Consider the following 23,963-nt stretch of genomic DNA (forward strand, 5'->3'; position numbering starts at 1 on the left):
TGACTAATATGTTTAAACGCGCTCGCTCAATTGCTTGCTTATGCATCGCAGCTACATTAAGCACCCCAACGTTGGCGAATACCAATAGTTTGGAGCTACCCGATATCGGTACCGCTGCTGGCGGCACACTCTCTATCGACCAAGAGCTTATCTATGGTGATGCCTACATGCGTATCATCAGAAGCAGCCAGCCTATCGTAAACGACCCAGTTTTAAACTTATATATTGATACGCTTGGTCATCGTCTGGTCGCTAACGCAAATGATGTAAAGACGCCTTTCCAGTTCTTTATGATCCGTGACCGCAACATCAACGCCTTTGCTTTCTTTGGTGGCTATGTTGCTTTGCATTCAGGTCTATTCCTGCATGCACAATCTGAAAGTGAATTGGCTTCAGTATTAGCGCACGAAATCGCGCACGTTACCCAACGTCACTTAGCACGTAGCATGGAAGATCAAGCTCGCCGTTCTCCAGCAACCATTGCTGCACTTGCGGCTTCTGTATTACTGGCGATTGCAGCTCCTGAAGCGGGCATTGCAGCCCTAACGGCAACGACAGCGGGTAATATGCAAAGCCAGATCAACTACACACGTAGTAATGAAAAAGAAGCTGACCGCTTTGGTATCAACACGCTTGCGAAAGCTGGCTTTGATGTGAATGCAATGCCACGCTTCTTTGGCCGCTTAGCCGATGAATACCGCTATGCGAGCACACCACCTCCAATGCTACTGACTCACCCATTACCAGAAGACCGAATTACAGATTCACGTGCTCGTGCTCGTAGTTACCCGCCACTGAAACTAGCTCCGTCTTTGGACTACCATCTTGCAAGAGCCCGCATTGTTGCGCGCTATGCTGGCATTAATAACGATGCTGCTCTTGATTGGTTTGAGCGTCAGCTGAAGAAAGCCCCTAAAGCCTTGGTTCCATCGTTAAAGTATGGGCAAGCGCTGGTTTACCTAGATTCTAAAAAATTAGACAAAGCAGAGCCAATTCTGAACAAACTGATTAACAGCGACCCGACCAACCTGTTTTATCTAGATGCTATTTCCGATCTGCACATCGAGAAGAAACAGCCTGAGATTGCGATTAAAGAACTTAAGTCGGCACTGGTTCGTCAGCCAAACAACCCAGTTCTGACCATCAACTACGCCAATGCACTAATTGAAAATGAAAATCTACAAGAAGCAGTTCGCGTATTGCAGCGTTACACGCACGATAACCCGAATGACACCAATGGCTGGCACCTACTTTCAAAAGTAAATACGAGCCTTGGTAATAGCGACGAAGAACTGGCTGCTCGTGCAGAAATTTTGGCACTACAAGCCAACTGGAACAAAGCGATTCAGTACTACACGCAGGCGAGCCAAATCGCAGAACTAGGCAGCCTAAAACAAGCACGCTACGACGCTCGAATTGATCAACTAATGATTCAACGAGAGCGCTTCTTGTCGCTACAATAATATATTTACTGGTAACCGCTCGTTGCAAGAATAAAAAGAAAGCTCAACGTTACACAAAAAAGAAGTCGCCTCTGGTGGCTTCAGCTAAACAATTAAATCAAAAATAATAATGAGGAAGAACCATGTCTGTCGTGATTTATCATAATCCACGTTGCTCAAAGAGCCGTCAAACTCTCGAATTGCTTGAAACAAACGGTGTACAACCTGAAGTTATCAAGTACCTAGACACGCCTTTAACTGTCGAGCAGCTAAAAGTGCTTTTCACTCAACTGGGTTTTGACAATGTTCGCGACATGATGCGTACCAAAGAAGCGGACTACAAAGAAGCAAACTTGGATGATGCATCAGTAACTGATGAAGATCTTTTCTCAGCAATGGCAACAAATCCAAAACTGTTCGAGCGCCCTGTGGTTGTTGCGAACAACAAAGCAAAGATTGGTCGTCCACCAGAGCAAGTATTAGAGATTCTGTAATCCGATATGAGCATTAACATTCTTGTTCTTTATTATAGTCGCCACGGCAACACACAAGCTTTAGCAAGACAGATTGCACGAGGGGTGGAGTCCATCCCTGAGTGTGAAGCTATGCTGAGAACAGTGAACGACGTGTATACCGTAGAAGAGCAGCCTGATGCGCGTCATCAACCAACCGACCCTATTTCAACATTACAAGAGTTACGCTCTTGTGATGGTTTAGCGCTAGGCAGTCCGGTTTGGTTTGGTAACATGGCCGGGCCGATGAAGCACTTTTGGGATAGCACGACGTCACTGTGGATCAATGGCGATCTCATCGATAAGCCAGCTTGTGTATTCACTTCTTCTTCATCACTGCATGGTGGTCAAGAGACGACACAACAAAGCATGATGTTGCCCCTGCTGCATCATGGCATGTTAGTCGTGGGCATCCCCTACTCAGAACCTGCGCTGCACACCACTCAAACCGGTGGTACGCCTTATGGTGCAAGCAGCACAGGCGAAAGTGCTTCATTAAGCAAAGAAGAAATTGAGTTGGCGCAGAACCTAGGTAAACGCCTCGCGCGCATTGCTATGAATCAGAAAGGAATCTCTCAATGATGTACATGTCAGAGAAGGCGATGTCTCCTAAGACTAAGCTATTCCGCTATCTCGCATTAGCAGGCAACCTATTGCTGTTAGGTTGGGTTGTGGCTTGGCAGATGACGCTTTCACCGCATCCTCATCTCAGTAATGTAACACTGGCAATTGCTTGGGCAATACCGCTGTTACTGCCATTACCAGGCATTTTAGCCGGTAAGCCTTATACGCACGCTTGGGCGAATTTCGTCCTGATGCTCTATTTCCTACACGCATTAACTATTTTGTATGTAGATGATGGTGAACGCTTGTTAGCGGCTGTAGAACTGCTTCTGACGACTCTTGGTTTCGCGGGCAATATCTTATTTACTCGCTTTAGGGCTAAAGAGTTAGGCATCAAGTTGAAGCGCCTTTCGGAAGTAGAAAAGAAAGAAAAAGCGAAATTCGAGCAATAATATTGATACGTTGCTCTTGAACACAGACACTAGATAAACAAAAAGCCCTGCAGGATTGCTCTTGCAGGGCTTTTTAATGTTTCATTTTAATCAGTCATGTCAGCAGACAATTATGAGCGAACCCACTCGTAGACCAAGCTTGGCTTAGCATGTACAGGCGCAGTATCAGCTGTGTTAGGTTCCTCTAGCGTTGCGTCAGGCGTGTTCGTTAGCTCAGTATCCTCAGATACCTCGTCGCCATTAATCACTTGTACGCCTGAGTCAGTTTCGTCACCAACGACTTCAGCAGCGTCTGTTGAATCATCGCCTACAGACATGGTGTTGTCTTGAGTTTCAAATTCAGGGCTCACTTCAGGCTCAATGTAAGATTCTTCAACCTTCGCAACTTGGCGAATACTTGCAACTTCTTGCTCAAACTCTTGTTGAGTCGACAATAAGTGAATTCGGAAAGTTACTTCGTTGTTCTGAATCTTCAGAATATCTAGGCTTGCCACCGAGTTGAGACGCTTAAGTGCGTTTTCCAACTGAAAGAAGTCTTGAGCATTATTCAGGCTAATAAACTGCGTTAAAATCGATTCTGATGACTCACTCGCTACCGTCACAGCACTTTTTCCTGCGTAGTAGTTACTGATTTGGTCGACTAACTTCTTAGAAGTCGTGGCACTGTTACCTGATAAAGAACCACTTACAGGCGATGTTGGTGCGCTCGTCAATTGACTTGGCTTTTGATCGTATAGAGTCCAACGTAGACCTGAAGATTGAGCCTTGATCACCAATACAGCATCAACAGGGTAACGCTGACTCGCTTTACTGATTGGCGTAACAAAGCTGCCCCACAAATCAGAAGTTGCAATACCCGTAATATCGTCAAAGTCACCCACAGGCAGCGTTAGAGGCAAACCGCGCTCTTTTGCGTTTGCTTGCAAGCCCGCTGCTAACTGCGAGTTAGAGTGTTCCCAGACGATATTCTTGTCGTAGTTGTCCTCTTCTACCAGCCAAACAAGGATGTTTGAACGCGTGTCAGGCCAGTACGGTAACTGTGCTTGAGTCAATAGCGAACGGATTTGAGCACCGTTAAAACGCATACGCAATGTTGATTGGTCATTGCTTTCACCAAAACTCATTTGAGACATGTACTGCGAACTCTTGCGCATCGCCTTTTGAATCGTCTCATTCGAAGCGACATCAGTTTGGCCGGTCGCACGTATCAATACCTGCTCCATACCTGTATTTCTTGCCACTTGTTCTGGCTGTTTGTCTTCAGCGTTAATCGCAACTTCAGCACTAAAAATATCTACTTGAGTTAAGGCATAACTCGGAGAGGCTAATAGTCCCATCAACAACAATGCTATGTAGCGCATACTGATCCTAATATTCAAATCTTGTGCCTAGATGATAAGCAACTATGGATTGAGGGGCAAGGTCGATAGCGCCCACTGTGTTTAATAACCACAAAATATCACCTGGCCATGATAAATCGCTCACTTATAAACTGAATTTCTAGGGCTTAGATGGATATAAAACATCATTAAGATAAATAAATTTGATCTATTTGGTGTGGCAATCGATTGCTAAGTGATAGAATCCCGCGAATTTTATTTTTCGCTTTTCATATAACGACCATTTTAAGGACATAACATGAAAAATGCTCTGCAAGGTGCGCAAATGCTGTTTGTAGCATTTGGTGCGCTTGTACTCGTGCCGCTACTAACAGGACTTGACCCCAACGTTGCACTCTTTGGCGCAGGTATTGGTACCCTTTTATTCCAACTTATTACACGCCGTTCAGTGCCAATCTTCTTAGCATCTTCTTTTGCATTCATCGCGCCTATCATGTTTGGTATTCAAACTTGGGGTGTCGGTGCAACCATGGGCGGCCTAATGGCGGCAGGTGTTGTGTATGTACTAATGGGCGCGTTAATTAAAGTTCGTGGCGTTGGCTTTATCCATAAACTGCTCCCACCAGTCGTTGTTGGCCCAGTAATTATGGTTATTGGTTTAGGTCTTGCACCTGTTGCAGTTAACATGGCGCTAGGTAAGACAGGCGACGGCGCGGTTCAACTTGTTGATGCAGACGCTGCACTGTGGATCTCTTCGATTTCACTGTTAGTGACGATTGTCATCAGTGTGTTCTCAAAAGGCTTCCTTAAGCTGCTGCCAATCTTCGGTGGTATTGTTGCGGGTTACATCACTAGCTTGGTATACGGCGCGGTAGACTTCACACCAGTAACGCAAGCGTCTTGGTTAGCACTACCAAACTTCACAGCGCCAGAGTTCAACATCAACGCTATCTTCTTTATGGTGTTTGTCGCGATTGCACCTGCTGTTGAGCACGTAGGCGACATGCTTGCTATTTCTAATGTAACAGGCAAAGACTACCTTAAGAAACCAGGTTTACACCGCACTATTACTGGCGACGGCGTGGCAACCATTGCCGCTTCAATGCTGGGCGCGCCACCAAACACTACGTACAGTGAAGTAACAGGTGCAGTTATGCTGACCAAAGCATTCAACCCAGTGATCATGACTTGGGCTGCTGTAACAGCCATCGTTCTTGCATTGGTCGGTAAGCTAGGTGCACTACTTCAAACGATTCCGGTTCCTGTAATGGGCGGCATCATGATTCTACTGTTTGGCTCTATCGCAACCGTAGGTTTGAATACTCTAATTCAAAACAAAGTTGACCTACACAAATCACGCAACCTTGTGATTGTCGGCATTACTTTAGTCTTTGGTATTGGCGGCATGGCCTTTGGTATCGGTGATTTCAGCCTACAGGGCGTAAGCTTGTGCGGTATCGTGGCGATTCTACTTAACCTAGTGCTTCCAGAAGAGTTAGGTGACAACACTGTGGTAGACAAAGCTCAAATCGATTAATGAATCGGTAAGGCTAGATTCAAAAGAATCACAAACCAACAAGATCAAAAAAGGGAGAGCATTGAATGCTCTCCCTTTTTACTAATACGGCTAATTCAGCGAGTTAAGAAACGGTTTAGAGTCACTTAAGCTGAAACCGAATTACTTAGTACCGAAGATCTTATCACCAGCATCGCCAAGACCAGGAACAATGTAGCCCTTGTCGTTTAGCTTCTCATCGATTGCAGCGGTGTAAAGCTCAACGTCTGGGTGCGCTTTTTCTAGAGCAGCGATACCTTCAGGAGCAGCAACAAGCACAAGAATCTTAAAGTGCTTACAACCTTTCTCTTTCATTAGGTCGATAGTCGCGATCATAGAACCACCTGTCGCAAGCATTGGGTCTACCACTAGAGCAATACGCTCGTCGATGTTAGATGCAAGCTTGTTGAAGTATGGTACCGGCTCAAGTGTTTCTTCGTCACGGTAAATACCAACAACGCTGATACGTGCACTTGGGATGTGCTCAAGAACGCCGTCCATCATGCCTAGACCAGCACGTAGGATTGGCACTACCGTTACTTTTTTACCTTTAATTTGGTCAACTTCTACTGGACCGTTCCAACCGTTAATCGTCACACGCTCAGTTTCAAAGTCTGATGTCGCTTCGTATGTTAGAAGGCTACCCACTTCTGTCGCTAGCTCACGAAAACGCTTAGTGCTAATCTCACCTTCACGCATCAGGCCAATTTTATGTTTTACTAGCGGGTGTTTCACTTCAACAACTTTCATTTCCAACTCCGGCAATATTTAAACAAACCTGTAGATTATACACGAACTCTAAGGTTATTTCAGAATCTTTATTCTAATAAAAAAAACCGCGCAAACGTTTGCTCTTGGTAATCAAGCCCTGTTAGAATAGCGCCGTTTTCACATCCAACTTAAGTTCGAGGACTATCCCGTGAGTGGTAATACTTCTTCTCTAAGCTACAAAGACGCTGGTGTTGATATCGACGCAGGTAATGCACTAGTAGACCGTATTAAAGGTGCTGTTAAACGCACTCGTCGCCCTGAAGTAATGGGCGGTATTGGTGGCTTTGGCGCCCTATGTGAACTTCCAACGAAATACAAAGAGCCGGTACTTGTTTCAGGTACTGATGGTGTTGGTACTAAACTTCGCCTTGCTTTGGATCTGAAAAAACACGACACCATTGGTATCGACCTAGTGGCAATGTGTGTGAACGACCTAATCGTTCAAGGTGGTGAGCCGCTATTCTTCCTAGACTACTACGCAACAGGTAAGCTAGATGTAGATACAGCAGCAGACGTTGTTTCTGGTATCGCTGAAGGTTGTGTTCAAGCTGGTTGTGCACTAATCGGTGGTGAAACGGCTGAAATGCCAGGCATGTACGAAGGCGACGACTACGACGTAGCTGGTTTCTGTGTTGGTGTTGTAGAAAAAGCTGACATCATTGACGGCACTAAAGTAGCAGCAGGCGACGCACTTATCGCTGTTGGTTCAAGTGGTCCACACTCAAACGGTTACTCTTTAATTCGTAAAGTTCTAGAAGTTTCTGGTGCTGATAAGAGTGAAGAACTAGAAGGTCGCACTATCGGTGAGCACCTACTAGAACCTACTAAGATTTACATCAAATCGGCACTTAAGATGATTGCTGAGCATGACATTCATGCTATCTCGCACATCACAGGTGGTGGTTTCTGGGAAAATATCCCACGCGTACTTCCTGAAGGCACTAAAGCAGTCATTGATGGCAAGAGCTGGGAATGGCCAGCTATCTTCAACTGGCTACAAGAGAAAGGTAACGTGGAAACATTTGAAATGTACCGCACTTTCAACTGTGGTGTAGGCCTAGTTGTTGCTCTACCTAAAGATCAAGCAGACGCTGCTGTTGAACTACTGAAAGCAGAAGGCGAAAACGCTTGGGTTATCGGTGAGATCGCAAACGCTGAAGCTGGCGAAGAGCAAGTAGAAATCAAATAAGTGATACGCTCACTTACTTAGTTAATCAATGAGGACCTAATGGTCCTCATTTTGCTATTTAGCCCGCAGAAAACCTTAGTTTATGTAGGTACATTGTAAACAGTCCAGTTAACCAATCGCATGACCCACTCTATGAAGAACAGCCATTCTATGAATAACAGTCACTCTAAGAAAAACATCGTCGTTTTAGTCTCAGGAAGCGGAAGTAACTTGCAGGCAATTTTGGATGCCTGTGAGAGCCACACGATTGATGCCTCTGTTAAGGCCGTTTTCTCAAACAAAGCAGAGGCTTTTGGTCTAGAGAGAGCAAAGTCAGCAGGTGTTGACGCTCATTCGGTGAATCCAAAAGAATTTAATTCGCGTGAAGAATTTGATCATGAATTGATGGTTCAGATCGATGCTTACCAACCCGACCTGATTGTACTCGCTGGCTATATGCGCATTCTGAGTTCAGAGTTTGTTCGTCATTACGCGGGTAAAATGATCAATATCCACCCTTCTCTGTTACCTAAGTATCCGGGGCTGCACACCCACCAGCGTGCTATTGATGCTCAGGACAAAGAGCATGGCACCAGCGTCCACTTTGTTACCGAAGAGCTCGATGGTGGTCCTGTAATCTTACAAGCTAAGGTTCCTGTATTTGAAGATGATGATGCTGACATGCTGGCAAGCCGAGTGCTTACTCAAGAACACTGCATTTATCCTCTGGTCTGCAAGTGGTTCGCGGAAGATCGTTTATCAATGGCAAACGGACAAGCTATCTTAGACAGCAAGGCATTGGGCAAACACGGTTACGCAGAAGAGTGATTCGTTAAAACTAAACCAAATAAAAAGGCCGCTTACTGATTCATTAGTTCAGTAAGCGGCCTTTCTTTTATGCGTTTCAAATTAATACTATTCGGAATACTTAGCTCAATGGCTCAGTTGGTGCTTGGCTTGCAACCTTTTTAGGTGCGTAAGCAACATCTTCCAACGCTTTATGGTTATTACCAATCAGCTCACCAAAATGAAACAGTGCGTATTCGCCTGGCTTCATTCTAAACCACTCTTCATTGCATGTTAGAGGCTGCGTTGCGACGACCGTAACCACATCATTTGGCGTGGTCTCTTCTTGAAAGTTTATCTCAACATCTTCATCAATCAGGCTCGCATTACCAAAAGGTGCACGTCTTGTTATCCAGTACAAGTGATTCGTACAATAGGTCATCACATACTCACCATCACTGAGTAGCATGTTAAAGACACCTTTCTCACGCAACTGGTCACAACATTCCGCGACAAAGCGAAACATACCTTCCATGTCTTGTGGTGGTTCAGGGAAACGATCTTCTAGCTGTTTCACTAACCAACAAAAAGAAAGTTCACTGTCCGTCTCGCCGACAGGTCTGAAACGACCACTAACCAGATCATCGTAATCCGTTAATTGGCCATTATGAGCGAAGGTCCAGTATCGTCCCCATAGCTCACGGGTAAATGGGTGAGTATTTTCTAGATTAACGCCACCACGATTGGCTTGACGGATATGACTGACAACAGCTTGGCTTTTAATTGGGTAGTTTTGAACTAACTCAGCAATCTTTGATTCACAGCTAGGGTTAGGATCTTTGAACGTTCGAAAGCCCTTCCCTTCATAAAAGGTGATTCCCCAACCATCACGATGTGGTCCGGTATTACCTCCACGCTGCATCAGGCCGGTGAAACTAAAACAAATATCAGTTGGCACATTCGCGCTCATACCGAGCAATTCACACATGGTTTAATCTACTCCCTTTTAAAACCAATGGAGCCACAAACCTGGGCTCCAAATGTCTGTAAAACTATTATTCCATTTCTTTTTCAACAAGCTGAATCACAATATGAATGATCTTAATGTGAATCTCTTGGATACGGTCTGCGTAACCAAAATGTGGCACTCGGATTTCGATATCAGCGCAACCCGCCATTTTACCGCCATCTTTACCCGTCAATGCAATCGTCTTCATGCCTTTAGCTTGAGCAGCTTCAATCGCTTTCAAAATGTTGGCAGAGTTACCTGAAGTCGACAGACCGAACAACACATCACCTTTACGACCTACCGCTTCTACATAACGAGAAAATACGTGGTCGTAGCCAAAATCATTACTCACGCAAGACAGGTGGCTTGGATCTGAAATCGCAATACCAGCGTAACCTGGACGGTTTTCACGGTATCGGCCAGTAAGCTCTTCTGCGAAGTGCATTGCATCACAGTGTGAACCACCGTTACCACAAGAAAGCACTTTGCCCTCTTGCTTGAATGAGTCAGCAATCAGTTTTGCCGCCGCTTCAATTTGAGCGATGTTATGGTCATCACTCAGGAACTTATTCAGAACGTCAGCAGCTTCGTTCAATTCACTTTTGATTAGGTCATGGTACATAAGGCTTATCTCTTATATTTTTTTACGCAACTTAAAGTACGTGAAATGAGAGCTGAGGGTTTTCCCCTCTTTTACCTGAGTTTACCCACAAACATGAAATAGTGTCGACACTTAAGCCCAAAGATTGCCACCTTAATTAGAGTCTCGCTGCCGATCCGTCCAAATATTCGCCACCAACCTCTCACAATTAGAACTTTAACTCTATTGAGATCACTTTTTATTCACTTTGGAGTTTTACAAATATTTAATATTTTGTTTACACTTGACTGGTTAGACCTCTTACCTAAAACTTAATAACAATAAGTGATCTCTGAAAAGGAAATCGATCATGAACATATTGCTCTCCCTACTCGGCATGACAGCCATCTTAGGCGTCTGTCTTTACCATAGAGTTAGTCTGGTACGTGCATTAGTTGTATTAACTGGCGCAATGGTAGCATTAACACTGTTCGGCGGCGTGGCAGTCACTGGTTGGCTTTGTTACTTGTTAGCCGTTGCGATCTTTGCTGTGCCAGCCATTCGTCAAACTCTCATCAGCCAAAAAGCGCTTTCTGTATTTAAGAAAGTACTACCGGCAATGTCTCAAACAGAAAAAGAAGCACTGGAAGCCGGCACCGTTTGGTGGGAAGCAGAGTTGTTCAAAGGCAAGCCTGAATGGAAAAAGCTACAAAACATCGCTGATCCAAAACTGTCAGGCGCAGAACAAGCGTTCCTAGACGGCCCGGTAAACACGGTGTGTGAAATGGTCAATGATTACCAAGTCACCCATGAGCTTGCAGATTTGCCACCAGAAGTATGGCAATACCTGAAAGACCATAAATTCTTCGCCATGATCATCAAGAAAAAATACGGCGGTTTAGAATTCTCGGCTTACGCTCAGTCTTTGGTTCTTCAGAAGCTAACCGGCGTTTCTAGCGTATTGTCATCAACGGTTGGCGTACCTAACTCATTAGGCCCTGGTGAGTTATTACAACACTACGGTACAGAAGAACAAAGAAATCATTACCTGCCGCGCCTAGCAGAAGGTAAAGAGATCCCTTGTTTTGCCCTGACGAGCCCAGAAGCTGGCTCTGATGCAGGTTCAATCCCAGATTACGGTGTGGTATGTAAAGGCGAATGGCAAGGTGAAGAAGTATTGGGCATGCGCCTAACTTGGAACAAGCGTTACATCACCCTAGCACCTGTCGCGACGGTATTAGGCTTGGCCTTTAAACTGCGTGACCCTGATGGTCTGCTTGGTGACCAAAAAGATCTAGGCATCACTTGTGCGCTTATCCCAACGGATTTAAAAGGCGTAGAAATTGGCAATCGCCACTTCCCGCTGAATGTGCCGTTCCAGAACGGTCCGACGCAAGGCGACGATATCTTTGTGCCTATCGACTTCATCATTGGTGGCCAGAAAATGGCAGGTCAAGGCTGGCGTATGCTGGTTGAGTGTCTGTCGGTTGGTCGTGGTATCACACTGCCTTCAAACTCAACGGGTGGTATTAAGTCTGCTGCATTAGCAACGGGCGCTTATGCTCGTATTCGTCGTCAATTCAAACAACCGATTGGCCGCATGGAAGGGGTTGAAGAGCCACTTGCACGCCTAGCGGGTAACGCTTATGTGATGGATGCGGCAAGTAATCTAACCGTTGCAGGTATCGATCTTGGCGAAAAACCTTCGGTTATCTCAGCAATCGTTAAGTACCACTGTACACACCGTGGTCAGCGCAGCATCATCGATGCTATGGATATTGTTGGCGGTAAAGGTATTTGCTTAGGTCCATCGAACTTCCTAGCTCGTGGCTACCAAGGTTCGCCTATCGCGATTACGGTTGAAGGCGCAAACATCCTGACTCGTTCAATGATCATCTATGGTCAAGGTGCGATTCGCTGTCACCCTTACGTACTTAACGAAATGGAAGCGGCTTATTCTGAAAGCAGTGATGCTCTAGATAAGTTTGATTCGGCGTTAGCAGGACACGTTAGCTTTACTATGAGTAACCTAGTCCGCAGCTTGTGGTTTGGTTTAACCGATGGCCGTGGTTCAGATGCGCCAACACCTTCAAATAAAACCGATAAACAGACACAACGTTACTACCAACAGCTAAACCGCTACAGTGCAAACCTAGCGCTACTGTCTGATATCTCAATGGCAGTTCTAGGTGGCTCACTGAAGCGTAGAGAACGTTTATCAGCAAGATTGGGGGACATCCTGAGTCAACTTTACCTCGGCTCAGCAACGCTGAAACGCTTTGAAAGCGAAGGCAGCCACGCTGAAGATCTACCGTTAGTACATTGGGGTATGCAAGATAGCTTACGCCAAACTGAAGTGGCGATTGATGAGTTCTTAGCGAACTTCCCTAACCCTGTGATTGGTCGTCTGCTTCGTGTTGTGCTAATGCCATTTGGCCGTATCCGTCGTGCACCAAACGACAAGCTGGATAGCAAAGTCGCGCACATTCTACAAACACCAAGTGAAACACGCTCTCGTATCGGTCGTGGCCAATACCTAGAAGCAACGGAATACAACCCAGTAGGTAAGATTGAAAAAGCGCTAGAAGTGATTCTTCAAGCTGAACCTCTGTTCGACAAAGTCTGCAAAGAGACGCATCAAAAACGTGCCTTCTTACGACTTGATCTTGTTGCTCAGTTGGGACTTGAAAAAGGTATCTTAACGCAAGACGAAGCAAATCTTCTGATTAGCGCTGAGGAACACAGACTGTACACGATTAACGTTGATGACTTCTCACCAGAGGAGCTTGCAGCAAAGTCTCAGTACCCAGACCAATCGATTGATAACGTCGCTTAAGGTCAAAAATAGAAACAAAAACGGGACTCCTATGAGTCCCGTTTTTTTGTTCATGACATCGTTGTCAAAAATTCTAATGCTTTATCTCTGGCGGCTTATTCTCTCCAGACAACCTAATCATCTAAGCGAGTTACTTAGGCGCTTTAAGCTGCATCTCAGGTAACGCTTTTTTCTTCGCCTTGACCTTACGAACCACAAACCAAATCAATAAGCCCAATAGAATAGCGACCACATTACCCACCGCAATAATGATCATACTGCGCTGTCTGTCATCTTCACGTTTTTGAAGGATCATCAACTCTGTTGCGATACGCTTCTGTTCAGCAAGTGCTTCTTCTTGAAGGCGTCGTGACTCTGCTAAGTCGATATCTTCAACAACGCTGTACGACTGCTCAGTAATTGGAAAGATAAGCGGGCGCTGACTTGAAGCATCAGTGGCATAAACCATCCCTGACCAATTATAAATCCCTAAATCGCCATTATAAGGCAGCTCTAAAGCGACTTTCATTGCGTCGACTTCAGCTTGCCCCTGCTTGTAAATAACATATTCATCAGGAGCCTTGTGCTCAACATGAACCGCCAAAGAGCTCGGTGCGATCATCCCCTGTTCACCAGACACCACAATAGTATGAGGTAAACCCTCTTTTCGAGACTGAATAAAGGTGGTAGTGAGCGGTGTTGGGTAAACCAAGACTTCTTGCTCTTGCGCTCGCAGGAACACACCATTACCAGAGGTAATTCGCGCTCGGTATTTACCGGGCTCGATATCAATTGGTAAGGATACTGTGAATACGCCGTCTCCCGCTTTTTCATCAAGATCAACACCATCATCAGCAAACTCGCCCATCACAACCGGAACCGGGCGAGCTTCTCTCACTAAAGACTCTTCGTTTTCAACAAACTTAGTAAAGGTAACCTTAAGCTTCACGCGCTCGAGAAAATCACGCAGCACAAGCGGCTTGCCATCAGAGGTGAGACGGGCGGTAAATTTAATGCGCTCAGTCTGATACAACTTGTCGGGAAACTCATTAGCATCCAAAACAAGATGAGACAGGAGCTTGATGTTGTTCTTAGGGGAAACTTTACCTATCGCTTGCCAAGGGCCAGGCATCGGATTGTCGATAGATATAATGTCCATGGACGACTCTTCGTACCAACGGACATTATCAGCATTGCGCCAAGAGTAGTATTTCTTGCCATCAGGACGAACCAAAACGACAGGTTTAGAGTTATCGGCTCGATAAATCACAAAGGTGACTTGTTCAATACTGGAATCAACTCGAAAACGGTTGTCCAATAAACTCATTACGGATTCTGTTGCCGCATGCAAGCTAAAGCTTAACAGCAATAAACAACCGGTAGCCAATACCCTTAACATACTCTCTCCCTACTGACGCCAGAGGCAGCTTCCGCTTTTCTCGACGAGATCTAAACGACTTTGATGCGCTTCTACTTCATCGGCCGTAGCTCGTAAAACCTTTAGGGATTTTCGACCACTTTCTACTCTTCGTATGCTTTCGGCTTCGCCTTCCTGTTGACCAGCGTTAAATTGCAGCGAAGTTTGGCCACCCGTCATCAATAAGTAGACGTCGGCTAGGATCTCCGCATCGAGTAATGCGCCGTGGAGAGTACGGTGCGAGTTATCAATACCATAACGGTCACATAAGATATCTAGGTTGTTTCTTTTACCTGGGAATATCTTCTTCGCCATCGCCAAGGTATCGGTAACTTTACAGTAGTCATCCGTTTTACCTATCGCTGGATTAAGCTTCTCAAACTCATAGTCCATAAAGCCGGTATCGAAGGGCGCGTTATGAGCCACCAGCTCTGCACCTTTTATAAAGTCGAGAAACTCTTTATGTATGTCTTGATATTCAGGCTTATCAATCAAGAACTCATCGGTAATACCGTGAACGCCAATCGCCTCTTCTTGAATCGCACGATCAGGTTTTATGTAGACGTGAAAATGACGCCCGGTCAACCTACGGTTGATGATCTCTACTGCACCAATTTCAACGATGCGGTGACCCATGTAATGAGGGCCACCTTCTGTATTCATACCGGTGGTTTCGGTATCGAGTACAACAATGCGCTTATTTTCGTTCGAACTGTTTTTTTCGTTCGTGCTTTGTTCTGGAGTGCTACTGGTATTCATAAGGATAACTGTGTCAGACTATGCCGATAATGTGCTTGAGGTAATAGTATCAAATCATGACGAAACAAGTTGAAATTTTCACTGATGGTTCTTGTTTAGGCAACCCTGGTCCTGGCGGCTATGGCATCGTACTTCGCTACAAAAAAGTCGAGAAGACGCTAGCAGAAGGTTTCACGCTAACAACCAATAACCGTATGGAAATGCTCGCCGCTGTCGTTGCTCTCCAAGCCCTCAAAGAGCCTTGTTCTGTGATTCTGACCACAGATAGCCAATACGTGCGTCAAGGCATCACACAGTGGATTCACAACTGGAAAAAGCGTGACTGGAAAACAGCCGACAAGAAACCGGTTAAAAATGCCGATCTGTGGCAAAGGCTTGATAAAGAAACCGCTCGCCATAGCGTTGATTGGCGCTGGGTAAAAGGACACGCAGGACACAGAGAAAACGAAATGTGTGATGATTTAGCAAGAAACGCAGCGGAAAATCCGACTAAAGAAGATACGGGCTATCAGCCAAGTTAATCGTCTTTTAGAATTAGACGTACATTTCAGAAAATGATTTATTGTTCCTGAAACTGATTGATAACGCCTTAAATTAATTGATAATTTCTTAACCGAACTAGTAGATAAAAAGCCGACAACTAGTCGGCTTTTTCTGTTTTTAGCGGATATGACGCTTTGGCGGAATCCATTGTACGACGCGTATTGGTTCTAAAACTTGCTCCAACAGGTGAGAAACGTCGCTTAAGGTGCCAATGTGGCTTGATAGGTTTAAGCGGGTAAGTACGTTTACGTGCAACAATAAAGTATTGGCTTCCGGCGAAGGATGCACATCCACCTAAGCTGTTCTCCAACCACGTCCACATCGCTTGATACTTACTCATCGGAAACAGCGCGTAGGTGTCACAATGAATCACTTCATAATTAAGTACCCCTAACCAGTCTTTTATTCGGTTAGGCGTGTACATGCGCCCACTCCAAGGCAAACTGTTCTTTCGCCAAGGCATCAAACTGGCAAGCCCAGTGACACTAATCGGGTTAAAGCCAGTGATAATGATATAGCCATCGTCCATCATGACTCGATCAACTTCTCTCAATAAGCGATGTGGGTCATTGCTATAATCTAACTGATGACTCAACACCACAACATCAAAGCTTTTCTCCAAAAAGGGCAAATTATAGCCATCCGCTATCACATTATGTAATGGGTTCTGGATATCTAGGTTTACTTGATGTTGAATGTTGCATGTGCAGCTAGAAATCTCACTACTGAGGCCGCCGAGCTTGAGCATATGGTAACCAAATAGCTTTGGGCACCACTCATCGAGTCGAGTTTGAATAGATTCTCTCAACCAGTCCCCATTGTGCAATTGCGCCCAAGTATAAGGACGTTCAAACTTCTTTCTGCTACGTGCTGGCTTCATCAATAATCTGTCTCACTTATTCTGTCGCACTAAAAGTGACTGGAGAACCAATAATGTTACATATCAAAAGCATACCTGCATTTAACGACAATTACATCTGGCTGATTGAAAATAGCGATCGCCGTTGTGCTGTCGTCGACCCCGGTGATGCGGCTCCAGTATTAGAGTACTTAGCACACCATGAGCTAACTTTAGATGCAATCTTGATTACGCACCACCACCACGATCACATTGGTGGCGTTCCAGAACTAGTTAGACAATTTCCCGGCGTTGATGTCGTGGGTCCAAGGAATGAACCAATCCCCACCTTAACTCACCCAGTCGATGATGGTGACCAATTAGAACTGTTTGACGAAGTATTCCTCGTCCTAGGGCTCAGTGGCCACACCGCGGGTCATATTGGTTATGTAGGTGATGCAAAACTGTTTTGTGGTGATGTGCTGTTCTCTGCGGGTTGCGGCCGAATCATGGAAGGCACACCACAACAGATGTTCGATGCACTGAATAAGATCACGGCGCTACCTCAAGAAACCGAAGTTTATTGTGCGCATGAATACACTGCCGCAAACATCGCTTTCGCATTAGCGGTTGAACCTGACAACCAACATTTGCAGCAATATCGCGACCAAGTGAACCGACTTCGCGCGCAAAATAAGTCGACCATCCCCACAAATTTGAGACAAGAGAAGTTTGTGAACCCCTTCTTGCGCTATACCGAGCCAAGTGTAGTGAAATCAGTGTCTAATCGCACCGAGCAGACCGACCCTTTATCGGTATTCACCGCTTTACGTGCGTGGAAGAACGAATTTTAACAAATACAGACTTGTCACTCATAGGGGGTGGCAAGTATTATCATCGGCCGTTAATTAAAAAGGCTGTAACATGCGAGTTAAGTACAGCTGGGCTTTGGTATTACTACTTTCTGGTTGCCAATTAACTCAGTCAGAGAATCCAGACCAAGCTTCCGAGCAAACCAACACATCTCCTACTAAAGAAGTTTCTCAAGCGAACGTTTCATCAGAAGCCACAGCCAAAGAAGATCAAAAAGTTGAAGCACCTGTCGTAACTCCACAAACACAACAAGATGTTTGGAAACGCATTGCGATGCAACTTGAAATGGAAGTACCAGACCAAAAGAAGGTCGACTACTACCGAACTTGGTACCTCAAGCACCCGAGTCATCTAAAAACCGTATCAAAGCGTGCTGAACCTTTCCTGTATCTGATCACCACTAAGATTGAAGAAAAAGGCTTACCACTAGAGCTGGCCCTATTGCCCGTTGTAGAAAGTTCTTTCGATGCGTTTGCCTATTCTCATGGCAGTGCTGCAGGTCTATGGCAATTCATTTCAGGCACAGGCAAAGACTACGGGCTTGAACAGAACTTTTGGTATGACGGCCGCCGTGATGTTGCCGCCTCTACCGACGCCGCATTGGATTTCTTATCAGACCTTAACCGACGTTTCGATGGCGACTGGAACCATGCGATTGCTGCCTATAACAGTGGCGGTGGTCGAGTAAACAGCGCAATCCGTAAGAACAAGAAGTTGGGTAAACCAATCGACTTCTTCTCTCTCGATTTACCAAAAGAGACCAGCAGCTATGTACCTAAACTGCTTGCTCTAGCTGATGTCATTGCCAATCAAGAAAAGTATGGCATCGATATCCCTGCGATCCCGAACAAGCCAGTGCTGACTCTGGTTAACCCTGAAGAACAGCTTGATCTAGCGATTGCTGCGAACTACGCAGGCATTCCAGTTAAAGAGCTGCAAGGCTACAACCCTGCTTACAACCAGTGGGCAACGGCACCAGAGAAACACCAACAGCTATTACTTCCTCTAGACTCAGTTGAAAAATTCAACAAAGAAGTCGCTGCCAATAAAGGCAAAGGCATGAAGTTGGTGCGTTACAAAGTTCAATCTGGTGACAGCATTAGCGTGCTAGCAAGCAAATACAACACCACCAGTAAAGTGATTCGCTCTGCAAACGGTTTGAGCAACAACAATATTCGTATTGGACAGCACCTGCTAATCCCAACATCAACTAAAGATGACAAGACATACGCACTAAGCGCTTCAAACCGCCTAGCAAGCACCCAGTCGAAGAGTCGTGGTCAATATAAGCTCAGCCATACAGTAAAAAGTGGTGACAGCCTATGGACGATTGCACGCGCAAATAAGGTATCTCACCAATCACTGGCTAAGTGGAACGGTATGGGACCACGCGACACGCTGAGAGTTGGTCAAGAACTGGTCATTTGGAAGAATGGTTCAGACGGCGCCGTCATCCGCACGATCTTCTATAACGTAAGATCTGGTGACACAGTCAGCGGTATTGCATCAAAGTTCAAAGTAAAAAGTACAGATGTTGTAAAATGGAACGCTTTGCAGAACAAGAAATACCTACAGCCAGGACAAAAACTCAAGCTGTATGTTGATGTAACTAAGGTAAGTGTATGAACCCGTCAAGTAACCCACTCGTCATGCTGTTGGATATATTCCGTTCACCAACAGCGTGTTTCTTAGCGCTTTATCAGCGAAGTGCTTGGGGATGGCAACCCTACGTCGTATTAATGCTCAGCCCATTTTTGTTTTGGGGTGCTTATTTTTCGAATGTCGATTTTGCATGGTTAAGTGCAGAGCTATCACAGCAATTGGCTCAAACTAACCCTGACCAATTGGCGTTACTTGACAGCAACACCCTACTCGCAAGTGAAATCATCAACGACGTATTTAGCCGAACGCTAACCATCGTTTTGTTGGCATTCTGGTTTAACCTAGCAACAAAGCCAAGCCAACATCAACATAGCTTTTGGCGATGGTTTGCAGCGGCATCCGTTATCATCTTCCCTGCAGTTTTAGGAGACATTGCGAGCTACGCAAGCCTGATACTCAAGCATGGGCATGTGATGAACTACGCCGCTGATTTGAATAGCTTAAACGGCTTAATCAAGTTACCGCTAACCAATGATTGGTCGCAGTTTGCTAGCTCATTACCACTGTTGTTGCCTTGGTACATTGTGTTGGGTTATGCCGCTGTATTGACGTGGACTGAGTTTGAGCGTGGTCAGGCACTGGTCATCTCTGGCTTACCATGGGTCGGCTACTACCTAATCTGGGCGCTCTACATTTTAATCTTTTAAGTTAAAGATATAAGGCTAGCGAAAACTCTCTAGCCTATTTAGCCTTAAAAGTCACTCGCATAGGGTTATGATCAGAAGCGTCCGTAATGGGCGCTTTTGCTTTTTCTACCTCTAGCCCTCGATAGAACACATGATCGAGCACCAGTCCTGTAATGAACTGAGTTCTGTTGTCTGGGTCAAAGGCTACTTCCGTCAAACCTACCTGTTTCAATGCACCTTTCAAGACAGCAAAGCGGGCTTCACTCCAACTATTAAAATCCCCAGCAAAAATAACAGGCCCACGATACTTTTGCAGATTGTCAGTTAAGCTCTTGAGCTGAGCTTTGTAATCTTCCGTACCAAACGTAAAGTTCACAGCATGGATGTTAATCACGGCCAGTTGTTCGCCGTTACTAAGTTGGTAACGCGACCAAAGCGCGGATTTTGGTAATTGAAGCCAAGGTTCTTCATGAGTATAAGCACAAGCTTCGATAGGCAAATGCGTCGCTAGGTTAAGTACACCAGCACTTTGCTCAAAGGCTTCAAACGCATTAACACGAGTGCTTCCCCACTGGCCACTCGTTACCCATTGGCGAAGTTCTTCTGTCATACTCGCTTCTTGCAACAAGACTAAATCGCTACCAGCCGACAGCTTATTTAATTCACTCTGCCAATTACTTCGGTTTTGCTTGTAGATATTCCACACCGTAATGTCTAAGCCATCAGACACATCAATTGCTTTCGGCTCAGAATTTTGGTAGCAACTGTAGATATCATTGCTGGTATTTTGAGAAGAGGTGATCAGGTTGGGTTTATTCGGGATCACGAAGATTAAATGAAAACTAACGACAGCAAGCGTTATCAATAGCGTGATAACAATGATGGTTTTCTTAAACATACAACACCCTACCAGAGATGAAAAAGGAGCGATAAACGCTCCTTTTGGGGTAATAGTTTTTTTATACGGCGTCTTCGTCTTCTTCACCAGTACGAATACGTACCACACGTTCAACGTCAGTAATGAAGATCTTACCGTCGCCAATTTTGCCTGTTTGCGCCGTTTCGATAATGGTATCAACACATTGGTCAGCCACTTCGTCGGTCACAACAATTTCCAATTTCACTTTAGGTAAAAAGTCGACCATGTACTCTGCGCCGCGGTATAGCTCAGTATGACCTTTCTGACGTCCAAAGCCTTTCACTTCAGATACTGTCATACCCGTAATACCCACTTCTGCAAGTGCTTCACGTACATCATCAAGTTTGAATGGCTTGATAATGGCTTCAATCTTTTTCATGTTCATCCCTTAAACTGTGCGAATGGCTCATTATCGGTTAGCTATAGTAAACATTCAATGAAAAAAGCCAGAGCTTTAAAGCTCTGGCTCGAAATTTATCATCTTGTTTAATCAGCGCTTTAAGAAGGTTTTACTTAAGGCTTGCGTAGTAAGCGGCTAGATTAGCAATATCTGCATCATTCAGCATTGAAGCTTGAGCCTGCATTACAGCGGCCAAACCGCCGGTACGCTGGCCGTTCTTATATGCGTTAATTGATGAAGCGATGTATTGCTCGTTTTGACCTTTAAGGTTTGGGTAACCTGGGATCACTGCGATACCGTCAGCACCATGACATGCTGCACAGATTGCTGCTTTAGCTTGACCCGCAGCAACATCACCCGCCAGAGCGTTACCACTCAATAGTCCAAATCCAAGAACTAATCCTAGTGTAATTTTCTTCATTGCATATTCCATTAATTATTTTTATTAAAGTGACGGTGAATTGTGACACAAACTTTTTCTACTTGCTCCAAAGCGCTTCACAATCTTGACCTTCGTAGTTTTTATCTACGAATAAGCCTAAAACAGCGATCACTCGATCGCCATCCATTAATATTGGCGTTCTGCGTCGTAACCAACTGGGTACTTGGTACTCTTGAAAGAGTTTTTTGAGCTTTCTGCTATGACCGCGTCCAACAGGATGCGCTGATAATCCTTCAGGGTTGAAGATCACTCGTAGCGCTCCGTTTAACCCCTTCAAGCTGAAGCTTTGCGAATTACGACCATTCGATACAGCACCACTCTGTGATGGCATGAATTGTAATCTCCCTAAACCATCGGGCAGTTGCAAGCTATCACCAAGCACAACATCGGCATGCCAACTCGACAAGTCCTTAGTCTCTTTCACTATGTAGAGCTGATGATTAAAACGCCTAACCTCAACCTCATTCAACACCAACTTAGGATTGGCGTCAGCCTGAGCGCATGCCACCTCATCCCATATAAGTTTGAGCTGCTTTTGGCTCGGCATCGGTTGATTACAGCGGCTCAGCCACATTCTTAATAGGCGTGCACGCAGTAAATCAGAGTGCTGAGACAATGCCTTAATACTTAAGCTGTGCTTCTCAGTTAAAGCTTGTTGTAAGTGAGACTCAAGCAACTCATCCAACAGTAACTCTTGCTCTGCACATAGCTGAGCGCTGCGACTGACCGATTCTCGGAAACTATGCCAACGCTCGGTCAGTGTCGGAGTGACTTGATGACGAATAAAATTACGGTCAAAACGCAGATCCTGATTACTCTCATCTTCTACCCAAGTTAAGCCCATGCCGTAAGCAGCTGCTTCAATCTCGGTTCGAGTTACCGATAGCATAGGGCGAACAATATGAGCATCAACAAACGGCATCACTTTCGCCATTGAAGAGAGGCCTTTAGGCCCACTGCCACGCTTCAACGCTAACAAGAAAGTCTCTACTTGATCATCGAGGTGTTGACCTGTAACAAGCACATCACCATATCGAATATATTGTTTGAAGGCGTGATATCTAGCATCTCTAGCGAGTTTTTCTATGCTTTCTCCACTGTTAACATCCAACGACACTCGCTCAATAGCTAATGGAATAGACAAACCATCACACCATGTTTGGCATTGTTCTACCCAGAGGTCTGCATTTGTACTTAAGCCATGGTGCACATGAACCGCATGGCACTCAATGTCGTGCGCTTGGGCATATTGAGCGGATAACTCCAACAACACTCGTGAATCGACACCACCACTGAAAGCGACGACCAACCTACTACGAGGCTTAAGCGCGCTTTGATCAAGTACAGATGTGAAAGTATCAATTAAGTGTGTCATGAGGCTACTAAACCAAGAGGTCGTGTGTGAAAGGATAATGTTTTAATAATAAAAAAGGGTTGGCACTGAGTCCAACCCTTTCATCAACTTGTTACGTTAAGCAGACCTTATTACTAAGGTAACTTATCAGCAGTAGCCGTAGCTCATTAGACGCTGGTAACGACGCTCAAGAAGCGTTTCGTTATCAAACTGCTCTAGCTCTTCTAGCTGTTTAACTAGCATGTCTTTCATGTTCTGAGCGGTTTGTGCAGGGTCGCGGTGCGCGCCACCTAGAGGCTCAGGAATGATTTCGTCGATAAGCTCAAGCTCTTTAAGACGAGGAGCAATCAGGCCCATCGCTTCAGCTGCTTGTGGGGCTTTATCTGAATCACGCCATAGGATTGAAGCACAACCTTCTGGAGAGATTACTGAATACGTAGAGTACTGAAGCATGTTCACGTAGTCACCAACACCAATCGCTAGTGCACCACCAGAACCGCCTTCACCCACAACGTTACAGATAACTGGAACAGAAAGACCAGCCATAACCTTTAGGTTTTTCGCGATAGCTTCAGATTGACCACGCTCTTCAGCACCAACACCTGGGTATGCGCCCGCTGTGTCGATGAAAGTAATAATAGGCATGTTGAAACGCTCAGCGGTTTCCATTAGACGTAGCGCTTTACGGTAACCTTCTGGCTTTGGCATACCAAAGTTACGGATCACTTTCTCTTTAGTCTCGCGACCTTTCTGGTGACCAATAACCATAACAGGACGGCCATTTAGACGAGCCATACCACCCACAATAGCTTTGTCGTCAGCGTAAGCGCGATCGCCCGCCATCTCTTCAAACTCTGTGAATGCATGCTCCAGGTAATCTTTTGTGTAAGGACGTTGAGGGTGACGAGCAAGTTGAGCAACCTGCCATGCACCTAAGTCACTAAAGATTTTCTGTTTAAGCTCTAAGCTTTTTTTCTCTAGTTGTTCGATTTCTTTGTCTAGATCTACCGCTGTGTCACCACCATGACGCGAAACGTCACGTAGCGCTTCGATTTTTGCTTCAAGTTCAGCGATAGGCTTTTCAAATTCTAGAAAGTTCAGGCTCATCTATGAATCCTTGTTGATTCAGCTCCGTA

General features: G+C 45.3%; 24 protein-coding genes. 12 read left to right on the forward strand and 12 right to left on the reverse strand.

Annotation, left to right across the window (positions count from 1 at the left end):
• Positions 1 to 8: 8 nt before the first annotated feature.
• From CWO27_RS05130 to CWO27_RS05145, 4 genes are all read left to right on the forward strand, one after another.
• Positions 9 to 1,463 (forward strand): tetratricopeptide repeat protein, encoded by a 1,455-nt coding sequence (locus CWO27_RS05130; RefSeq protein WP_102479006.1) that lies wholly within the window; start codon positions 9 to 11, stop codon positions 1,461 to 1,463.
• Between the two features lie 122 nt (positions 1,464 to 1,585).
• The gene (gene arsC / locus CWO27_RS05135; RefSeq protein ID WP_102479007.1) at positions 1,586 to 1,936 is read left to right on the forward strand and encodes an arsenate reductase (glutaredoxin); all 351 of its coding nucleotides are present in this window, start codon (positions 1,586 to 1,588) and stop codon (positions 1,934 to 1,936) included.
• 6 nt (positions 1,937 to 1,942) lie between these two features.
• Positions 1,943 to 2,536, forward strand: coding sequence for an NAD(P)H:quinone oxidoreductase (wrbA, locus tag CWO27_RS05140; RefSeq protein ID WP_107898670.1), 594 nt, complete (start codon positions 1,943 to 1,945; stop codon positions 2,534 to 2,536).
• Positions 2,533 to 2,970, forward strand: coding sequence for a DUF2069 domain-containing protein (locus CWO27_RS05145; RefSeq protein ID WP_048661239.1), 438 nt, complete (start codon positions 2,533 to 2,535; stop codon positions 2,968 to 2,970). The genes wrbA and CWO27_RS05145 overlap by 4 nt, the downstream gene beginning before the upstream one ends.
• A gap of 110 nt (positions 2,971 to 3,080) precedes the next feature.
• Here the strand turns inward: CWO27_RS05145 and CWO27_RS05150 are convergent, their stop codons facing one another.
• Positions 3,081 to 4,331, reverse strand: coding sequence for a DUF2066 domain-containing protein (locus CWO27_RS05150; protein ID WP_102479009.1), 1,251 nt, complete (start codon positions 4,329 to 4,331; stop codon positions 3,081 to 3,083).
• Between the two features lie 277 nt (positions 4,332 to 4,608).
• Here CWO27_RS05150 and CWO27_RS05155 point away from each other — a divergent pair, with 277 nt between their 5' ends.
• Positions 4,609 to 5,847 carry a uracil-xanthine permease family protein gene (locus CWO27_RS05155; protein ID WP_107898671.1) on the forward strand — a complete coding sequence of 413 codons (1,239 nt, stop codon included), beginning with the start codon at positions 4,609 to 4,611 and terminating at the stop codon, positions 5,845 to 5,847.
• A gap of 141 nt (positions 5,848 to 5,988) precedes the next feature.
• On the opposite strand, the gene upp is transcribed toward CWO27_RS05155, so the two are convergent.
• The gene (upp, locus tag CWO27_RS05160; protein WP_017060716.1) at positions 5,989 to 6,615 is read right to left on the reverse strand and encodes a uracil phosphoribosyltransferase; all 627 of its coding nucleotides are present in this window, start codon (positions 6,613 to 6,615) and stop codon (positions 5,989 to 5,991) included.
• Between the two features lie 169 nt (positions 6,616 to 6,784).
• Here upp and purM point away from each other — a divergent pair, with 169 nt between their 5' ends.
• Positions 6,785 to 7,825 carry a phosphoribosylformylglycinamidine cyclo-ligase gene (gene purM / locus CWO27_RS05165; protein ID WP_008222945.1) on the forward strand — a complete coding sequence of 347 codons (1,041 nt, stop codon included), beginning with the start codon at positions 6,785 to 6,787 and terminating at the stop codon, positions 7,823 to 7,825.
• 120 nt (positions 7,826 to 7,945) lie between these two features.
• A complete protein-coding gene (purN, locus tag CWO27_RS05170) occupies positions 7,946 to 8,632 on the forward strand; it encodes a phosphoribosylglycinamide formyltransferase (protein ID WP_102479010.1) in 687 nt (228 codons plus the stop codon).
• 100 nt (positions 8,633 to 8,732) lie between these two features.
• On the opposite strand, the gene CWO27_RS05175 is transcribed toward purN, so the two are convergent.
• Positions 8,733 to 9,578 (reverse strand): class II glutamine amidotransferase, encoded by an 846-nt coding sequence (locus CWO27_RS05175; protein WP_017079424.1) that lies wholly within the window; start codon positions 9,576 to 9,578, stop codon positions 8,733 to 8,735.
• Positions 9,579 to 9,645: 67 nt separating this feature from the next.
• Entirely contained in the window at positions 9,646 to 10,221 is a 576-nt protein-coding gene (gene lpcA / locus CWO27_RS05180; RefSeq protein ID WP_004734322.1) for a D-sedoheptulose 7-phosphate isomerase, read from the reverse strand.
• Positions 10,222 to 10,549: 328 nt separating this feature from the next.
• Between lpcA and fadE the strand changes: the two genes are divergently transcribed.
• Complete coding sequence (gene fadE, locus CWO27_RS05190; protein ID WP_102432043.1) at positions 10,550 to 13,015, forward strand: acyl-CoA dehydrogenase FadE; 2,466 nt, start codon at positions 10,550 to 10,552, stop codon at positions 13,013 to 13,015.
• A 130-nt stretch (positions 13,016 to 13,145) separates the two neighbouring features.
• Here fadE and CWO27_RS05195 read toward each other — a convergent pair whose 3' ends face one another.
• Entirely contained in the window at positions 13,146 to 14,393 is a 1,248-nt protein-coding gene (locus CWO27_RS05195; RefSeq protein ID WP_102479012.1) for a TIGR03503 family protein, read from the reverse strand.
• 9 nt (positions 14,394 to 14,402) lie between these two features.
• On the reverse strand, positions 14,403 to 15,170 hold the full coding sequence (gene dnaQ / locus CWO27_RS05200; protein ID WP_017060722.1) for a DNA polymerase III subunit epsilon: 768 nt from the start codon (positions 15,168 to 15,170) through the stop codon (positions 14,403 to 14,405).
• A 56-nt stretch (positions 15,171 to 15,226) separates the two neighbouring features.
• On the opposite strand from dnaQ, the gene rnhA reads away from it, so the two are divergent.
• Entirely contained in the window at positions 15,227 to 15,691 is a 465-nt protein-coding gene (gene rnhA / locus CWO27_RS05205; RefSeq protein WP_048661234.1) for a ribonuclease HI, read from the forward strand.
• A gap of 119 nt (positions 15,692 to 15,810) precedes the next feature.
• Here rnhA and CWO27_RS05210 read toward each other — a convergent pair whose 3' ends face one another.
• Positions 15,811 to 16,593, reverse strand: a complete 783-nt coding sequence (locus CWO27_RS05210) for a class I SAM-dependent methyltransferase (RefSeq protein WP_048661233.1) — start codon at positions 16,591 to 16,593, stop codon at positions 15,811 to 15,813.
• Positions 16,594 to 16,646: 53 nt separating this feature from the next.
• Between CWO27_RS05210 and gloB the strand changes: the two genes are divergently transcribed.
• The 3 genes from gloB to CWO27_RS05225 all read left to right on the forward strand — a co-directional run bounded on the left by gloB (position 16,647) and on the right by CWO27_RS05225 (position 19,733).
• Positions 16,647 to 17,405 carry a hydroxyacylglutathione hydrolase gene (gene gloB / locus CWO27_RS05215; protein ID WP_048664593.1) on the forward strand — a complete coding sequence of 253 codons (759 nt, stop codon included), beginning with the start codon at positions 16,647 to 16,649 and terminating at the stop codon, positions 17,403 to 17,405.
• A gap of 70 nt (positions 17,406 to 17,475) precedes the next feature.
• The gene (locus tag CWO27_RS05220; protein ID WP_102432045.1) at positions 17,476 to 19,050 is read left to right on the forward strand and encodes a LysM peptidoglycan-binding domain-containing protein; all 1,575 of its coding nucleotides are present in this window, start codon (positions 17,476 to 17,478) and stop codon (positions 19,048 to 19,050) included.
• Positions 19,047 to 19,733, forward strand: a complete 687-nt coding sequence (locus CWO27_RS05225; protein ID WP_048661230.1) for a YIP1 family protein — start codon at positions 19,047 to 19,049, stop codon at positions 19,731 to 19,733. Before CWO27_RS05220 ends, CWO27_RS05225 begins: the two co-directional genes overlap by 4 nt.
• Positions 19,734 to 19,767: 34 nt before the next feature.
• Here the strand turns inward: CWO27_RS05225 and CWO27_RS05230 are convergent, their stop codons facing one another.
• From CWO27_RS05230 to accA, 5 genes are all read right to left on the reverse strand, one after another.
• Positions 19,768 to 20,610: an endonuclease/exonuclease/phosphatase family protein gene (locus CWO27_RS05230; RefSeq protein ID WP_107898672.1), complete on the reverse strand. Its 843-nt coding sequence runs from the start codon at positions 20,608 to 20,610 to the stop codon at positions 19,768 to 19,770.
• A 61-nt stretch (positions 20,611 to 20,671) separates the two neighbouring features.
• Positions 20,672 to 21,010, reverse strand: a complete 339-nt coding sequence (gene glnB / locus CWO27_RS05235; protein ID WP_004738609.1) for a nitrogen regulatory protein P-II — start codon at positions 21,008 to 21,010, stop codon at positions 20,672 to 20,674.
• 130 nt (positions 21,011 to 21,140) lie between these two features.
• Positions 21,141 to 21,452 carry a c-type cytochrome gene (locus tag CWO27_RS05240; protein WP_048661228.1) on the reverse strand — a complete coding sequence of 104 codons (312 nt, stop codon included), beginning with the start codon at positions 21,450 to 21,452 and terminating at the stop codon, positions 21,141 to 21,143.
• Positions 21,453 to 21,510: 58 nt separating this feature from the next.
• Positions 21,511 to 22,848, reverse strand: a complete 1,338-nt coding sequence (tilS, locus tag CWO27_RS05245; protein WP_107898673.1) for a tRNA lysidine(34) synthetase TilS — start codon at positions 22,846 to 22,848, stop codon at positions 21,511 to 21,513.
• Between the two features lie 126 nt (positions 22,849 to 22,974).
• Entirely contained in the window at positions 22,975 to 23,934 is a 960-nt protein-coding gene (gene accA / locus CWO27_RS05250) for an acetyl-CoA carboxylase carboxyl transferase subunit alpha (protein ID WP_017060731.1), read from the reverse strand.
• Positions 23,935 to 23,963: the final 29 nt, after the last annotated feature.

This window comes from Vibrio sp. 10N.286.51.C3, from assembly GCF_003050065.1.
GTDB classification, from domain to species: domain Bacteria; phylum Pseudomonadota; class Gammaproteobacteria; order Enterobacterales; family Vibrionaceae; genus Vibrio; species Vibrio crassostreae.

Excerpts from the sequence above, each read along its gene's own strand:
- upp (WP_017060716.1), bottom strand. The coding sequence starts at position 6,615 with ATGAAAGTTGTTGAAGTGAAACACCCGCTAGTAAAACATAAAATTGGC.
- purN (WP_102479010.1), top strand. The coding sequence starts at position 7,946 with ATGACCCACTCTATGAAGAACAGCCATTCTATGAATAACAGTCACTCT.
- CWO27_RS05210 (WP_048661233.1), bottom strand. The coding sequence starts at position 16,593 with ATGAAGCCAGCACGTAGCAGAAAGAAGTTTGAACGTCCTTATACTTGG.
- CWO27_RS05230 (WP_107898672.1), bottom strand. The coding sequence starts at position 20,610 with ATGTTTAAGAAAACCATCATTGTTATCACGCTATTGATAACGCTTGCT.
- CWO27_RS05155 (WP_107898671.1), top strand. The coding sequence starts at position 4,609 with ATGAAAAATGCTCTGCAAGGTGCGCAAATGCTGTTTGTAGCATTTGGT.
- fadE (WP_102432043.1), top strand. The coding sequence starts at position 10,550 with ATGAACATATTGCTCTCCCTACTCGGCATGACAGCCATCTTAGGCGTC.
- CWO27_RS05220 (WP_102432045.1), top strand. The coding sequence starts at position 17,476 with ATGCGAGTTAAGTACAGCTGGGCTTTGGTATTACTACTTTCTGGTTGC.
- CWO27_RS05145 (WP_048661239.1), top strand. The coding sequence starts at position 2,533 with ATGATGTACATGTCAGAGAAGGCGATGTCTCCTAAGACTAAGCTATTC.
- CWO27_RS05240 (WP_048661228.1), bottom strand. The coding sequence starts at position 21,452 with ATGAAGAAAATTACACTAGGATTAGTTCTTGGATTTGGACTATTGAGT.
- glnB (WP_004738609.1), bottom strand. The coding sequence starts at position 21,010 with ATGAAAAAGATTGAAGCCATTATCAAGCCATTCAAACTTGATGATGTA.
- CWO27_RS05195 (WP_102479012.1), bottom strand. The coding sequence starts at position 14,393 with ATGTTAAGGGTATTGGCTACCGGTTGTTTATTGCTGTTAAGCTTTAGC.
- dnaQ (WP_017060722.1), bottom strand. The coding sequence starts at position 15,170 with ATGAATACCAGTAGCACTCCAGAACAAAGCACGAACGAAAAAAACAGT.
- CWO27_RS05175 (WP_017079424.1), bottom strand. The coding sequence starts at position 9,578 with ATGTGTGAATTGCTCGGTATGAGCGCGAATGTGCCAACTGATATTTGT.
- tilS (WP_107898673.1), bottom strand. The coding sequence starts at position 22,848 with ATGACACACTTAATTGATACTTTCACATCTGTACTTGATCAAAGCGCG.
- lpcA (WP_004734322.1), bottom strand. The coding sequence starts at position 10,221 with ATGTACCATGACCTAATCAAAAGTGAATTGAACGAAGCTGCTGACGTT.
- gloB (WP_048664593.1), top strand. The coding sequence starts at position 16,647 with ATGTTACATATCAAAAGCATACCTGCATTTAACGACAATTACATCTGG.
- accA (WP_017060731.1), bottom strand. The coding sequence starts at position 23,934 with ATGAGCCTGAACTTTCTAGAATTTGAAAAGCCTATCGCTGAACTTGAA.
- CWO27_RS05225 (WP_048661230.1), top strand. The coding sequence starts at position 19,047 with ATGAACCCGTCAAGTAACCCACTCGTCATGCTGTTGGATATATTCCGT.
- wrbA (WP_107898670.1), top strand. The coding sequence starts at position 1,943 with ATGAGCATTAACATTCTTGTTCTTTATTATAGTCGCCACGGCAACACA.
- CWO27_RS05150 (WP_102479009.1), bottom strand. The coding sequence starts at position 4,331 with ATGCGCTACATAGCATTGTTGTTGATGGGACTATTAGCCTCTCCGAGT.
- arsC (WP_102479007.1), top strand. The coding sequence starts at position 1,586 with ATGTCTGTCGTGATTTATCATAATCCACGTTGCTCAAAGAGCCGTCAA.
- CWO27_RS05130 (WP_102479006.1), top strand. The coding sequence starts at position 9 with ATGTTTAAACGCGCTCGCTCAATTGCTTGCTTATGCATCGCAGCTACA.
- rnhA (WP_048661234.1), top strand. The coding sequence starts at position 15,227 with ATGACGAAACAAGTTGAAATTTTCACTGATGGTTCTTGTTTAGGCAAC.